Annotated in this window: 7 protein-coding genes, 2 tRNA genes and 1 pseudogene; 3 read left to right on the top strand and 7 right to left on the bottom strand. The window is 68.8% G+C overall.

Annotation, left to right across the window (positions count from 1 at the left end; genetic code table 11):
* Window positions 1–13: 13 nt before the first annotated feature.
* The 3 genes and pseudogenes from LXT23_RS32300 to LXT23_RS32290 all read right to left on the bottom strand — a co-directional run.
* Window positions 14–5,662, bottom strand: a complete 5,649-nt coding sequence (locus tag LXT23_RS32300; RefSeq protein ID WP_323379109.1) for a myxosortase-dependent M36 family metallopeptidase — start codon at window positions 5,660–5,662, stop codon at window positions 14–16.
* An 812-nt stretch (window positions 5,663–6,474) separates the two neighbouring features.
* Complete coding sequence (locus LXT23_RS32295) at window positions 6,475–6,870, bottom strand: HEAT repeat domain-containing protein (RefSeq protein ID WP_253984215.1); 396 nt, start codon at window positions 6,868–6,870, stop codon at window positions 6,475–6,477.
* 375 nt (window positions 6,871–7,245) lie between these two features.
* Window positions 7,246–7,724, bottom strand: a pseudogene (locus tag LXT23_RS32290) (ISAzo13 family transposase); the annotation flags it as partial.
* Between the two features lie 78 nt (window positions 7,725–7,802).
* On the opposite strand from LXT23_RS32290, the gene LXT23_RS32285 reads away from it, so the two are divergent.
* Window positions 7,803–8,171, top strand: a complete 369-nt coding sequence (locus tag LXT23_RS32285; RefSeq protein ID WP_253984214.1) for a hypothetical protein — start codon at window positions 7,803–7,805, stop codon at window positions 8,169–8,171.
* Between the two features lie 276 nt (window positions 8,172–8,447).
* Here the strand turns inward: LXT23_RS32285 and LXT23_RS32280 are convergent.
* The 4 genes from LXT23_RS32280 to murJ all read right to left on the bottom strand — a co-directional run bounded on the left by LXT23_RS32280 (window position 8,448) and on the right by murJ (window position 12,741).
* Window positions 8,448–8,521 (bottom strand) — tRNA-Met (locus tag LXT23_RS32280).
* Between the two features lie 67 nt (window positions 8,522–8,588).
* A tRNA-Met gene (locus LXT23_RS32275) sits at window positions 8,589–8,662 on the bottom strand.
* 101 nt (window positions 8,663–8,763) lie between these two features.
* Window positions 8,764–10,746, bottom strand: a complete 1,983-nt coding sequence (locus LXT23_RS32270; RefSeq protein WP_253984213.1) for a S1 RNA-binding domain-containing protein — start codon at window positions 10,744–10,746, stop codon at window positions 8,764–8,766.
* A 282-nt stretch (window positions 10,747–11,028) separates the two neighbouring features.
* Entirely contained in the window at window positions 11,029–12,741 is a 1,713-nt protein-coding gene (gene murJ / locus LXT23_RS32265; protein WP_253984334.1) for a murein biosynthesis integral membrane protein MurJ, read from the bottom strand.
* Between the two features lie 103 nt (window positions 12,742–12,844).
* On the opposite strand from murJ, the gene LXT23_RS32260 reads away from it, so the two are divergent.
* Window positions 12,845–13,330, top strand: a complete 486-nt coding sequence (locus LXT23_RS32260) for a ferritin family protein (protein WP_253984212.1) — start codon at window positions 12,845–12,847, stop codon at window positions 13,328–13,330.
* Window positions 13,331–13,372: 42 nt separating this feature from the next.
* Window positions 13,373–14,254, top strand: a complete 882-nt coding sequence (encA, locus tag LXT23_RS32255) for an encapsulin nanocompartment shell protein EncA (RefSeq protein ID WP_253984211.1) — start codon at window positions 13,373–13,375, stop codon at window positions 14,252–14,254.
* Window positions 14,255–14,270: the final 16 nt, after the last annotated feature.

Below are 14,270 nucleotides of genomic sequence, written 5' to 3'. Positions count from 1 at the left end.
CCGCGGGCACGACTCAGTTCTGCTGGCGACGACGGCGCAGCAGGGAGAGGAGCGCCAGGCCGAGCATGCCGGCCGGGGCGCCCGCGCCCGTGGAGGAGCAGCCACCACCGCCGTCAGGCGTGGCAGTGGCCTCGACAGTGGCGCTGTGCGTCGCGCCGCTGGCGTCCGTCACGGTCAGCTTGAAGCTGAACGAGGCGCTGTCGTCGTCGAGCTCGGGCACGTCCACACTGAGCACCGCCTGGTTGGCGTTGCCCAGTTGCACGGCCGGACCCGTCGTCTGCTCCCACTTGTACGTCAGGCCTTCCTCATCCGGGTCCGTGGAGCCCGAGCCGTCGAGGGTCATCGACGTCTGGTCGCCAGAGAGGATGATGCGGGCCTTGGCCACCGGGGCCTGGTTGGCCTTGGTGACGGTGATGGTGACCGTGTCGGCGTTGCTGGTCAGCTCGCCGTCGCTCACCACGAGGCGGAAGGTGAGGTCCGTGTTCTCCTTCACCTTCGGCGCGGTGAACGTCGCGGAGGCCGTGTCGGCACCCGTCAGCGTCACCCACGGGCCACCCACCTGCGTCCACTGGAACGTCAGCGTCTGGCCATCGGCGTCCGTGCTCGCGCTACCGTTGAGGGTCGCCGTCGCACGGGCCGCGACCGCCGCGTCCGCACCCGCGTTGGCCACGGGCGCCCGGTTGACCTGGCGCACCGTCACCGTCACGTCGCTGCTGGCCGAGGCCGCACCGTCGCTCACCGTCACGCGGAAGGTGAGCTCCGTGTTCGCCGTCACCTCGGGAGCCGTGAAGCTGGCCGTCGCCGTGTCGGCGCCCGTCAGCGTCACGGTGGGCTCGCCGCCCACCTGGGTCCAGGTGTAGCTCACGGTGTCGCCGTCCGGGTCCGTCCCGGAGGCCGTGAGCGTGGCGGTGGTGCGCTCGTCCACCGTCACCGCGGACGCCGTCACCGCAGGCCCGCGGTTCTCGTTGCTGACCTGAACACTCACCTCGTCGGAGTTGGTGGCCTGGCCGTCGCTCACCGTCAGACGGAAGGTGAGCGTCTCACCGTTCGCCGTCTCCGGCGCGGTGAAGGTGGCCGTCAGCGAGGTCGCGCCGCTCAGCGCGACCGGCGTGCCGGACACCTGGGTCCACGCGTAGCTCAGCGTGTCGCTGTCCGCGTCGCTCGCGCTGCCGCTCAGGGTGGCGGCGGCACGCTCGGCCACGGCACCGTCCACACCGGCGTTCACGGTGGGGGCACGGTTGATGTTGCGCACGTTCACCACCACGTCCTGCGAGGTCGTGGCCGTGCCGTCGCTCACCGTCACGCGGAAGGTGAGGACCGTGTCAGCCGCGATGTCGCCGGCGGAGAACGACGGGGTCGCCGTGTCGGCGCCCGTCAGCACCACCGCGGGCTCGCCCACCTGCATCCAGGCGTAGCTCACGGTGTCGCCATCCGGGTCGGAGCCGGTGGCCGACAGGGTGATGGTGCTCCGCTCGTCCGCGGTGACCGACGAGGCAGTCACAGCGGGAGCGCGGTTCACGTTGTTGATGTTCACGTCGACGGTGTCGGTGGTGGTGATGCGCCCGTCGCTGACCGCCAGCTGGAAGGTGAGCGTCTCACCGGCCGCGGAGACCTCCGGGGTGGAGAAGGTGGCCGTCGCGGAGGTGGGGTTGTTGATGCCCACCCGCGTTCCGGACACCTGCGTCCAGGAGTACGTCAGCGTGTCGCTGTCCGCGTCGCTGGCGGAGCCGGAGAGCGTGAAGCTGCTGCGCTCGTCGGCGACGCCATTCACGCCCGCGTTCACGGTGGGCGCGCGGTTGACGTTGAGGATGCGCACGGTGACCGTGTCGGTGACGACGACCACGCCGTCCGTGGTGGACAGCCGCAGCACCAGGTTGGTGTCTGCGGTCACGTTGGGAGCGGTGAACGTCGGGTTGAGCGTGTTGGCGCCGGTGATGGTCACCGCCGGGTTGGACACGCTCGCCCAGAGGTACTGGAGCGCCTGGCCATCCACGTCGTACGCAGTACCGGTGAGGGACACCTGCGCGCGCTCGTCGACCGTCACGTCCGGACCCGCGGAGATGACCGGCGCGCTGTTGACGCATGTGCCGGTGTCCGCGCAGATCTTGGTGAACGGGGTGTTGGTGATGCCGGAGAAGGAGATGTTGTCCAGCACCCAGCCCGTGGCGGCGACGAAGTTGTCGGAGCCGATGCGGAAGCGCACCTGCACCGTCTTGCCCGCGTACGCCGTCCCCAGGTTCAGCGTGGTGGGGATGAGCGCCGGGAAGCCCGGGGTGGTGCCCGTGAAGGCGCGGCGGCCCTGCAGCGGGTTGATGACGCCGTCACCGGTGGTGATCTCACCGTTGTACAGCGACTCACCCACGTCCACCCAGTTCTCGCCCCCGTCCTCGGACAGCTCGATGACGGCGCCGTCGTAGTTGGCGGCGGAGTCCCACTCGAAGTCGTGGGCATGGCTGAAGGTGATGGAGAACGGCACCGTGGCGCTCACGTTGAGCGCGGGGGTGATGAGGCGCAGGTCGCTCGGGGAGCCCAGGTTCGGGCCGTAGTAGGCCCGGTTCAGGGTGGCGTCGAGCTCCACGACGGTCCACTCGTCGGGGGTCAGCGTCTCGTCGGACTCGATGTCCCAGGGCAGGTTCGCCTCGGACGCCTCGACGGTCTCCGTGGCGGTGGCCTCGGGGAGCTCGTCGTAGTTGGCCTTGAAGGACAGCTCGCCCGACTTGTCGCCGGGGACGGACTGGCCGTCGTCACGGGTGGCGAGGAAGAAGTCGAGCCGCTGGGCCTGCGTCGCGCCACGCAGGGACACGGGCACGGCCACGTCGACGGAGCCGCTCACGGGGATCTCCGGCGCGTTCACCGAGCCGCGGTTGCCCACCGTCACGCCCGGGGTGGGCGAGAAGACGGTGATGCTGGTCGCCCGGGCCGGCTCCGCGCCACGGTTGGCGATGGTGACGACGATGGTGCCCGTCTCGCCGTTGTCGAGGATGCCGTCCGCGTCGCCAGGGGTGGCGGCCGAGTCGGCGTACCGGGCGCTGACGAGCTCGACGTCCGCGCCGAGGCCGTAGCTCTCCACCAGACCGGCGTGGTTGACGGAGGTCCGGACCGGAGCGATGGCGCCGACGCCCATGCCGCGGCGGGCGAAGGCCGCCCAGAGGCGCAGGTGGTCGGCCGGGTCGTTGGCGAAGGCCGCCGCGAGGACGCCATCACGCGCCTCGGTGTACGTCGGCGACACGGGCGTCATCTTGTACCCGTTGACGACGTAGCTCTTCATCCGGTCCTGCGCCTCCTGGAAGGGGTGGGCGCGGAGGAGCGCGACGTAGCCCTCCCACAGCATGCTGGCCCAGACCTCACCGGAGTTGTGGACCTGCGAGTTGACGCCGGCCGGAGCGAACGGGGTCGTCGTGGGCAGGGGCACGCCGTCCATGATGTGACGGAAGCGCAGCGCGTTCTTGGTGGGGTCCACCGAGTAGGCGCCACGGCGGATGCCGAAGAACGACGAGTCCGGAGACGAGCCGCGCGTCGCGTACTCGGCCATGGCGTAGACGCCACTCCAGTTCGCGTTGGACGGGACGTTGATGTCCTCGGCGCGGACCATCATCAGCAGGGCGGTGAAGTCGCCCCAGCCCTCGCCCATCGCGCGGCCCTGGTTGTTGATGAGGCCGTTGGCGTTACCGATGAGGCGGTTGCTGATGTAGTGCCCCCACTCGTGGGCGACGATGGCGTTGTCGACGGTGCCGTCGAGGCCGGTGGTCGGCCCGCGCCACAGCCGGACGTTGAGCCCCGTCAGGTTGTTGCGCAGCGAGGTGCCGTCCGCCAGGGTGAGGCGGAGCGTGGGGATGGTGATGGTGGCGGTGGAAGCGCCACCGACGTCCTGGAGGAAGCCGTTCGCGTTGTCGACGATGATGACGCCGATGGCGCCCGCCGCCTGCGCGTTCTCGATCTTGAAGTTGAAGCTGCAGAAGCCACGGTCGACGATGGCGATCTTCCCCGTAACCTCAGCCGCATTGGTGAACGGGCTGCATCCGTCCAGGGTGGTTCCCGGCACGGTGCTGCCCGCGGGAGGCGGCTCGGCGGGGTCAATGGCGGCGACCGCGTCACCGGTGACGTCGAAGAGCGCCGGGCCGAGTGATGCAACGGTGGTGACACCCGCACGGTAGTTGCCCGCGATGGCCGCGGGCGCGTTCACCGTCAGGCGCGAGTTGCGCGGACCGGTGAAGCGGTACATCTGCATGCGCGGGGACGCACCGTCCGACGGCGTCTGCATGTTGGCGTTGTCGATGCCGGTGTAGTCCTGCGCCTGCGCGCGGATGGCATCGTTGCCCAGGCCGCCACGATTGAAGTTGTCGGTCTGCGCGTTGCCGGAGCGCTCGTCGAAGCCGGCGTCGTAGAACCAGTCGTGGAGCCAGTTGTTCATGTAGAACAGGCTCGTGGTGGCCGCGGCGATCTGCTCGGGGTTCGCGTTCGGCTCGATGTCGAACAGCAGCGTGCGGTCGAACACGCCCGGGGCGGTGACGGTGGGACGCAGGTCGCCCGGGTTGTAGTTGTCCGGGGCCACGAGGTCCGCGTACGCGTCCACGTTGTTACCGGTGGTCACCGTGGCGCCGTCCGGCAGCCAGGGGTCGTTCTGGCTGAACGGGACGTTCTGCAGGGTGATGAGCGCGGGCGCGATGTACGGCGCGCGGTAGCCGTCCGGGTTGCCCGTGGGGTGCGGCGAGGCGGTGGTGCCGCCGGGGCCGTCGTGCGGGGTGTACGGAGGCGTGGTCTCCGCGTAGACGCGGTAGCTGAAGTCCGCGTGCGCCGTCAGGTTGTTGCGCATCAGCAACGAACCGTCGAGGGCGGACACGACGAACGAGTAGTAGTCCGAGTCCTTGCTGTCCGCGGTGCCGGTGTTGAGCTCCACGTAGTACGCGGGCACCAGCGTGTTGGGCATCGGGTAGTACACGGCGCGCACGCGCGCGGGGATGAGCAGGCCTTCCGCCAGGGGACGGGCGTAGGTGGCCAGCTCGTAGTGCGTGTACTCGCCGGGGCCGGCCTTCTTCGCGTTCGCGTTCAGCGGGCGCAGGAGGCTGGCGTCCAGCGTGGTGCCGGTCAGGTCCTGGTAGGCCTTTGAGACGGCCGAGGCCGCCGACACCTTGAAGCGCGCGCGCTCCACCGTCACCGTCTCGGGGGTGACGTGACGTGAGAAGTTGCCGGAGATGGCAACCACCTCGTTGTCACGGTTGAGCAGCACGTTCAGCGACTGGCGGAAGACCTCGATGCCACCGGACTCCTGCGCCAGCTTCACCACCTTGACGCCCTGGCGGTTCTGGGAGACGGAGACCACCTTCGCGCCAGCGGCCTCGAAGGAGCTCACGCCATACAGAGGCGCATGCGCCGCGAGCTGCGAGAGCGCGGCCTGGTCGGGCGGCATGCTCGCGACCTGCGCGCGCAGCTTCGCATTGTCCTGCGTCTTCTTGGCCCAGACGAACGTGGGCGTGTCGGTCAGCGAGTCCCGATGCGCAACGCGCGCACCCTTGACGGCGTTCACGGACTTGAAGCCAGCGGAAGCTCGACCCGCGGGCTTTGCGTCCAGGTTTGCATCGTAGTTCGGCAACGTCCGGGCGACTGCGCTGGTACCGGACAACACCAGCGCCAGGCCAGACAGCGTGGCAACCAACCTTCTCACGTGGGGGAGCTCCCTGTTCACTACGCGGGGTGGGAGCTACTTGCGACCTGCCAAGGTGTCCCGGCACCAGCGCCGGAACGTCAGGTCACACCGCGGTAGCCCCCAAGTGACGAACTGTCACCTGTCGGAGAGATTAGTGCCCTTATTGATGTAGGTTGAAAGGCGACAGAGTCATATTTTTCCCAACGCAGCGCAGAATTCCGTGGTTCCGGCAGGTTATCCGCTCAGAATAGAGGAAAAATTCTGTGAGTACGGACCTGCGCAACCCCGGCGGGTCCAGAATGACCGGGTATCCGCTGCCCTCAACCCCACCCAGGACGGTGCGAATCGAGGGCTGGCGCTACGAATGCACGAAGGCGGTGGGCTCCACGTGCGGCGGCGTGGGAGGCAGCAGGCGCGCCTCGAGAAACCCACGGAGCGTCAGGGAGCGCGGCCGGGAGTCCGCCATGTTGGCCGGCTGCGTGAGTCTCCCCTTCCCCGCGAGCTGTATGAGGAGGCCGCGCTGGACGACGGGGTCCGGCGTGGGCGCCAGATGTGAGAGGTGGCGGCGCAGGTCCTCCGTCGTGCCCCAGTAGACGCGCTCGAGGGGCGGCCCATCAGCTCCTTGTAGACGCGCGCCACCTCGTTCACCGTGACGACTTCTCCGCCGCCAATCGCCGATCTATCGATGCTCCTTCAGCCGGAAACGGCGAAGGGCCGTCTCTACCGCGACCGTTCCATCTTCAGGCTGCTGAAGAAGCTCTCGACCACCACGTTGCCCCGAAAGTTGCATTGACGCGACCTCGCCACGGTACGCCGGTGTGCTGTCAGGACTACTTCAGAGACAGACGACTCGCCGCCGCTTGGGCCGCCCTACGAACGCCATCGTTCGGGTCACAAAGCAATCTCCGCAATAGCTCGCGAGCACTGGCATCCATCGAGTCGAGCGCTGGGAACAGTGCTACAAGGGCATGGAAACGAACCGCCGGATCGACGTGGCCAGTGAGGCTACGCAGTCGAGAGATGAGATCGTCAGATCGGTAGAGCTCGAACGACAGCTCACCAAGGATCCACGCTCCGACAGAAACGAATTCCGGATTCTTTGAATCCAAAAGCACCGCAAGCTGGCTGACTTCTCGACCGCATCGGAATTCATCGGCGAGCTGATTGAGACGTTCCCCGTCGTCCGTTCGATCTGCCAAGATCTCAGCGACCTCGTCATCGATCATCGTCTGTTCTCAAGCGCCTTCACGAGAGAGCGAAGGAACTTCTCCTCTTGCGTGATTCTGCGCGCATGCGACAGCCGTTGCGTCGCTGAACCGATCCCAGCGGGCACGCGCCGCCTCAAAGGCTTGAGTCCGGTCGGCGGCCTCTACAGAAGTCTTCTGCCGCAGTTGGCCGAAGACCTCCTCCGCGACAGCCTCTCCCTGAGATGCCGCTCTGTATCGCCACTCCGACGCACCTCCTTCCGCCCTCGCCACCAGCGTCACGCACGTCGCCAGCAGCACGGCCCCCCATCGACTCACATTCACCGGAACTCTCCCTGATGTACTTCAAAGCCAATCACATCCAACCCTGCCGCCTCTTGCATGAGAGAAGCTCGGCTACAACATATTTCGCAAGCGTCCGATCAGAGATTGCGTAGCCACGCTCGGCTTGATGATATAGTTCCAGTCGCCATGGAACTTTGAGCGGACGAGGTGGAGTTGGTGCATGGCCTTTTGAGAGACGCTGACTCCCGTGCGGTAGCGCCGTCAGTCCAAGTGTGCTTTCACCTTCAAGCCCGCGGTGGTCGTCGTCGAGCCGATGAGGTTCACCACCGTCACATAGCCCCCCAGGGGCGCCCTCTCCAATTCATGCAGATGTGACTGAAGCGGCGGTGCTCCACCCTGTTCCACTTGCTCGTGCCGAGCGGGAAGTGGCAGACGCTGACGGAGAGCCCCGTCGCGTCCGCCAACCGCTGCAACTCGGCCTTCCAGACCCGACTTCTCGCGCTGCTGCTGCCGCCCGAGTCGGCCGTCACAAGCAACTGCTTCACCTCGGGGTAGCGCTGCTAGCTCTTCTTCCGCCACCAGGTGGCGATGCGCTTGCCCCGGCAGGCTCACTTCCGTTCGGCCCTTCACGGCCACCCTGGCTCGCTCAGGTCGGTGAGGTTGTCGGCGTGGTGTCCGATGGGCAGCGGAGCATCCGCAACGACCTGGCCCACGCATTGCCCCAGGTGCCTCACCAACACTGCTACTTCCACTACCTGCGTGAGGCGGCTCGGCCTCGCTACGAAGCGGACCGGCACGCGAAGAAGGAGTTGAAGAAGCGGGTGCGCCAGGTGCGCCAGGTCGAACGGGCCGTGGAAGGCCGTCAGGACGCGAGTGCCCGTGCCGCGCGCGACTATGCGGCGGCCGTCAGGAGCGCCCTCACCAACGACCACCGCCCGCCCCTCAACCCCTCCGGACTGCTGCTGCGCCGACGCCTGGGCGCCATCGAGAAGAGTCTGGGGCGGGTAGTAAAAAGGGGGCCCGCGCACCGGAGTTGAGCCGCTTGCATGCGGTGCTGAGCAACGCCCGGAGGGCGACGGCCTCCATCTGGCCCGCCCTTGCGCGCGCCTACCGGTGGGTGGAGCGCACCGCGGGCATCCTCAACAACGAGCCCGGTTTGGATGCAGCGGCGCGTCCCTCGCATCATGGGCCGGCGCTGCCGCGCAAATCCGGAGGGCTGCCTCCGAGACATCGAAGAGGAGCTCAGGTCATATTTGCCGGTGTAGGAAAAAAATCGGCCCGGCCATCCGAGAGGATGACCGGGCCGATCCGAGTTGCGGGGGCAGGATTTGAACCTGCGACCTTCGGGTTATGAGCCCGACGAGCTACCAGGCTGCTCCACCCCGCGTCATGTTGTCCGTCTTCAACCCATGAAGCGCCGGTCTTCATTCCGATCGGGCTTCAGGTGCTACGAGTTGCGGGGGCAGGATTTGAACCTGCGACCTTCGGGTTATGAGCCCGACGAGCTACCAGGCTGCTCCACCCCGCGGCAGAGAGAGGCGAGGCGGTAAGTACCGTCCCCCGCCTGGAGCGTCAACACCTTTCTCGACGCTGATCACTTCGAGGTGATCAGCGCCGGAGAAAGGAGCGCTACTTGCGCATCTTGGAGAGCAGGTCGGCGAACGTGCCGAAGCCCTTCTTGCCAGCACCCTGGGGCTGCTGGGTCTTCTGCCAGGCCTCGACCTCGGCGCGCTCCTCGGCGCGCACCGCGGCGGTGACGGACAGGCGAATCTTCCCGGACGCGTCGATGTCCAGGATGGCCACCTTCACCTCCTGGCCGAGCGCGTAGTGCTTGCGCAGGTCGGTGCCGCGCTCCGTGCCCGTCTCGCTGGCGGGCAGCAGGCCCTTGCCACCGGGGAAGGCGAGGAACACGCCGTAGGGCTCGATGCGGTCCACCTTGCCGATGACGACCTGGCCCACCTGGGGACGGGGCGCGGCGGGCGCCTTGGGGGTGGCGGTGCTCGCGGCGGCGGCGGAGGGCGCGGGGCGCTCCTCGGCGGGACGCTGCGCCTCCTCCTCGGAGATGCGGCGCAGGCCGATGCGCTTGTCGTTGGGGTCGATCTTCTCGATGGCCACCCAGATGACCTCACCCTCCTTCACCACGTCGCGCGGGTGCGCGATGCGGCGGTCGCTCAGCGCGGAGATATGCACCAGGCCATCCACGCCCGGGCGCAGCTCCACGAAGGCACCGAAGGGCTGCAGGCGGACGACCTTGCCCTGGAGCCGGTCGCCTTCCTTGAGCTCCGACAGCGCCTTCTTGAAGGGGTCCTCCATGCGCGCGCGCATGGACAGGGTGATGCGCTCCTTGCGCTTGTTCTTGTCGGACGAGTTGGGCTCCGCGGCCTCCATGCGGAGGATCTCCACCTCGACCTCGTCACCCGTGTTGACCACCTCGCTGGGGTGGCCCACGCGCGTGTACGAGAGCTCGGAGACGGGAATCATTCCCTCCACGCCGCCCAGGTCCACGAACACGCCGAAGTCGCGCACGCCGGAGACCTTGCCCTTGACGACCTTGCCCTCGGCCAGGTTCTTGCGGGTCTCCGTGGCCAGCCGCCGCTGCTCCTCCTCGAGCAGGGCCCGGCGCGACAGCACCACGTTCCGGTCACGCACCTCGGTGACGCGGAACTGGAGCTTCTCGCCGATGAACTGGTCCGGCTTCTCCACGAAGCGCAGGTCCAGCTGGCTGATGGGGCAGAAGGCGCGGATGTCGCCGATGGCGACCTCCACCCCGCCCTTGTTCACGCTGAGGACCATGCCCTCCACCGGCATGCCGGAGGCGCGGGCCTCGGCCAGCATGGCCATGGACGCGCTGCCCTTGGCGAGCGCGCGGCTGAGCAGGATGCCCTTGGCACCCACCTCGACCACGTGGGCCTCGAGGCTGTCACCCACGCCGAAGCGGAGGATGCCCTCGTCGTCCTTCAGCTCGCGAAGCTCGATCATCGCCTCGCTCTTGGCGGCGCCTTCCACCGACACGAACGCGGTGTCCGCGCCGAGCTGGAAGATGGTGCCCTTGACCTTCTCGCCCACGCGCAGGCCGCGGCGGGTGGGAGTGCCCCCCTCCTTGGCCTGGGCCTCGAACATCTCGGCGAAGGACTGGGACTCGGGAACCTCCTCGAACAGCGCGCTGGAGGGCGCGGGCGTCGGAGTCACCGGACGGGGCGTGGGAGCCGGAGCCGGCGTCGCGGCCGAGGCCTCGGCGGCGGCGGTCGTCTCCTCGGACGTCGCGGTGGCGTCAGCGGGCTTGTCACCCACCGGGCCGCGCGTCTCGATGGCACCCGAGGCCCGCTTCACGACGACCATGGGGCCGGACGGGCGGCGCTCGCCGCCACCGCGGCGCTCACCTCCCCTGTCGCCACCGCCCCGAGGGGGACGGTCGCCACGCGGCGCCCCACCCTCGGGACGCGGCTGGGCCTCGCGGTCGCCGCGGCCAGGGCCGCCACGATCACCACGCTGCTCACCCCCGCGGCCACCTCCGCGCCCACCTCGGTCCCCCTCGCCGCGGCCACTGCCCCCGGAGGGGATGCCGAGCATCACGTCGCCGAAGGTCGCCTTCGGCTTCTTGGGACCACCCATCCCGCCCGGACCGCCTGAATTGGAACCGCTCTTCTCGTCGCTCACTGCGGAGACCTTCCTGAGACGAATTCAGACCCTGACTTGCCGAGAAGCCGGGCCCCGGTGAAAAAGGCGGCGCACTCTACACGCGCGACAACTCCGGAGGAAGCCAGATGACGCGCACGCCGTGTGAGCCGGTGCATCGTCCATAACGAAGGCAGCGCGTCAGGCCATCCCCTGAGACTACTTGCTGCTCCAAGCAAGCCCCGCCCGGCCCGTCAGGAACCAAGCACTTCCGGGCGGTTAGCGGACCAGCCGGAGCTTGCGGCCGACCTTGCGGAGGACCGCGCCGGCCTCGGGAACGCCCAGGGCACCGGCCAGTGCGAAATAGACGACGCCGAACGGAATCGCCACCGCCAGGAAGCCCAAGGCCGGGTGCAGTTGGGGTGGCGGCAGCCATTCGCCGCCCGACTCCGCCACCACGCCCGGCATGGGGCCGAGCAGGGAGACGAGGCCCCACCGGACCCCCAGCGCCACGAGCCCGGCGACGATGGCCGAGCCCCACAGCCGGGGCAGCAGCCCCGCCGGAACCCCCACCGGGCCCACCTGCTTCACCAGCTTTCGCCGCAGCAGGCTGGACTCCAGCCAGGCGACCAGGCCGCTGGCCAGCGTGAGGCCCACTGCGCCCAGGTGCTCGGGGAGCCCCAGCCAGCCCGGCAGGTGCAGGCCGAGAAGCCACGCGCCCAGCGTGCCCGCCGCCACCCGCACGATGGCGAAGCGCAGGGGCGTCTTCGTGTCCTTCAGCGCATAGAAGGCAGAGGCATAGAGGCGGCCCACGGTGGATGCCACCAGGCCCACGGCCGCGCCCATCAGCAGGTACCAGAGGTAGCGCGAGTCGGCCGCGTCGAAGCGGCCCGTCTGAAGCAGGGCCGCGGCCACCATGTCCCCCAGGAAGAGGAAGGCCGCCGCCGAGGGCACCACCCAGAAGCAGATGCGGCGCGAGCCGGCGTCGATGCGCGTGCGCAGCTTCGCGGCGACGTCCTCACCCGTGCCGGTGGCGCGGGACATCTCCGGCAGCTCCGCGGCGGACACCGCCATGCCGAAGAGGCTCACCGGGATGAGGTAGAGGGTCTGCGCATACACCAGCGAGGACAGCGCGCGGTTGGAGATGAGCGACGCGAAGGCAGTGTCCACCCACGCGCTGAACTGCACCACGCCGCGCCCCACCACCACCGGGCCGAAGTTCTTCAGCACCTGGCGCACCGGCTCACTCGCCAGCGACAGTGTCGGGCGGAAGCCGCCCAGCAGCTTCAAGACCGACGGCACCTGCACCGCGAACTGGAGGAAGCAGCCCACCACCACGCCGTAGGCGAGCACCTCCACCAGCTGGTCCTTGGGGTAGCGCCCGCCCGCGACCACCAGTGTGAGGATGATGACGAGGTTCCAGACCACCGGCGCCAGGTACGACAGCAGGAAGCGGCGGTGGCTGTTGAGGATGCCCAGGCACCACGCGCTCAACACCAGCATCCCCGTGCCCGGGAAGAGGATGCGGACCACCGAGATGGTCAGCTCCCGCGACGCGCCTTCGAAGCCCGGGGCGATGAGGTCCACCAGCAGCGGCGTGGCGAGCATGCCCAGGGCCACCGCCACCGCGGTGACCAGCGACAGCAGGCCGAACACCGCGCCGGCCACGCGGTCCGCCGCCTTCGGGTCCTCCTTGCCCAGCAGGCCCGCGTAGACGGGGATGAACGAGCCGGAGAGGACGCCCTCGCCGAACAGGTTCTGCAGGAAGTTGGGGATGCGCATCGCCGCCTTGAAGACGGCGGCCTCCACCTCGTTGCCCAGGTAGTGCGCGAAGACGCGCTCGCGCACCAGTCCCATCAGCCGCGAGGCCAGGATGCCGGTGGCCACCAGCACGGCCCCCTTCCCCGCCTTCCCCGCCGGTTTCACGGACGGAGGGGGAGCGACGGGAGGCGTGCCGGTCGTCGGGGGAGGCTCGGGCGTGGAGGAGGTCACCAGGGGCGGGACTGTACGCGGGGCGTCCAGTGGCATGAAGCGCGAAACCCTTCCTCGCCGTTTCACTTGACGGTACCGCTGGGGGTTGCGAGGGTCCGGGCCAATGGCCGGCACCCCCGACAGCGACCTGGACGACGTGGCACGCATCCGCCGCGTCCTGGCCCGCGAGCTGGAGACCATCAACGAGTACGAGGCGTTCGCCCGGGCTTCCTCCGCCCCCGAGGTCCGCGCCTTCTTCCTCCACCTGGCCTCCGAGGAGAAGGAGCACGTCTCCGAGGCCGTCCACATGCTGCGCCTGCTCGATAACGGACAGGACGCACACTTCACGAAGCCCTTCGTCGCGGGGCACTTCGAAGGGACGGCCGCCCAGGGCGCGCCCATCCCCACCCCGCCCGCGGTCTCCCCGCCGGCCCCTTCCCCCGCCTCCGTCATCGGCCGCAATGGCCGTCTGCCGTCGGAGCCTCCGACCTCCGTTCCCCCGCAGCGCCTGATGTACGGGCTGCCCGCCCCGCCGCCCGCGGTGGAGTCGCATCCACTCACGGTGGGCTCGCTCCGCCGGGGTGGTGGCGGCGGTAGCAGCGGTCGCTGACATTTCCCCCGTCTCCTTGTTGAGTCTTCTGGAGAACATTCGATGCCTGACTTCCTTGGACATGCCGAGAACCCCCTCCGTGAAGAGGAGTGGGCGCGACTGAACGAGACCGTCATCCAGGTCGCGCGGCGCTCGCTGGTGGGCCGCCGCATCCTGGACATCTACGGTCCGCTGGGTGCGGGCGTGCAGACGGTGCCCTACGACGAGTTCCAGGGCGTGTCCCCTGGCGCGGTGGACATCGTCGGTGAGCAGGAGACCGCGATGGTCTTCACCGACGCGCGCAAGTTCAAGACCATCCCCATCCTCTACAAGGACTTCCTGCTGCACTGGCGCGACATCGAGGCCGCGCGCACGCACAACATGCCGCTGGACGTCTCCGCCGCCGCGGGCGCCGCCGCGCTGTGCGCGCAGCAGGAGGACGAGCTCATCTTCTACGGTGACGCGAAGCTGGGCTACGAGGGGCTGATGACGGCCAACGGCCGGCTCACCGTGCCGCTGGGCGACTGGAACCTCGCGGGCGGCGGCTTCCAGGCCATCGTCGACTCCACGCGCAAGCTCAACGAGCACGGCCACTTCGGTCCCTACGCCGTGGTGCTGTCGCCGCGGCTGTACTCGCAGCTGCACCGCATCTACGAGAAGACGGGCGTGCTGGAGATCGAGACCATCCGCCAGCTGGCGTCGGACGGCGTCTACCAGTCCAACCGCCTGCGCGGGGACTCGGGCGTGGTGGTGTCCACCGGCCGCGAGAACATGGACCTGGCGGTGGCCATGGACATGGTGGCCGCGTACCTGGGCGCCTCGCGGATGAACCACCCGTTCCGCGTGCTGGAGGCGCTGCTGCTGCGCATCAAGCACCCGGACGCCATCTGCACGCTCGAGGGCCCCACCTCCGCGCCACCGGTCACTCCCCCTGGCCGCCGCTAGCTCCGGACCGCGCCAG

The organism is Pyxidicoccus xibeiensis, from assembly GCF_024198175.1.
GTDB lineage: Bacteria > Myxococcota > Myxococcia > Myxococcales > Myxococcaceae > Myxococcus > Myxococcus xibeiensis.
This window is presented reverse-complemented; position numbering and strand designations above follow the sequence as displayed.

Excerpts from the sequence above, each read along its gene's own strand:
- encA (WP_253984211.1), top strand. The coding sequence starts at position 13,373 with ATGCCTGACTTCCTTGGACATGCCGAGAACCCCCTCCGTGAAGAGGAG.
- LXT23_RS32295 (WP_253984215.1), bottom strand. The coding sequence starts at position 6,870 with ATGATCGATGACGAGGTCGCTGAGATCTTGGCAGATCGAACGGACGAC.
- LXT23_RS32270 (WP_253984213.1), bottom strand. The coding sequence starts at position 10,746 with ATGGGTGGTCCCAAGAAGCCGAAGGCGACCTTCGGCGACGTGATGCTC.
- LXT23_RS32260 (WP_253984212.1), top strand. The coding sequence starts at position 12,845 with ATGGCCGGCACCCCCGACAGCGACCTGGACGACGTGGCACGCATCCGC.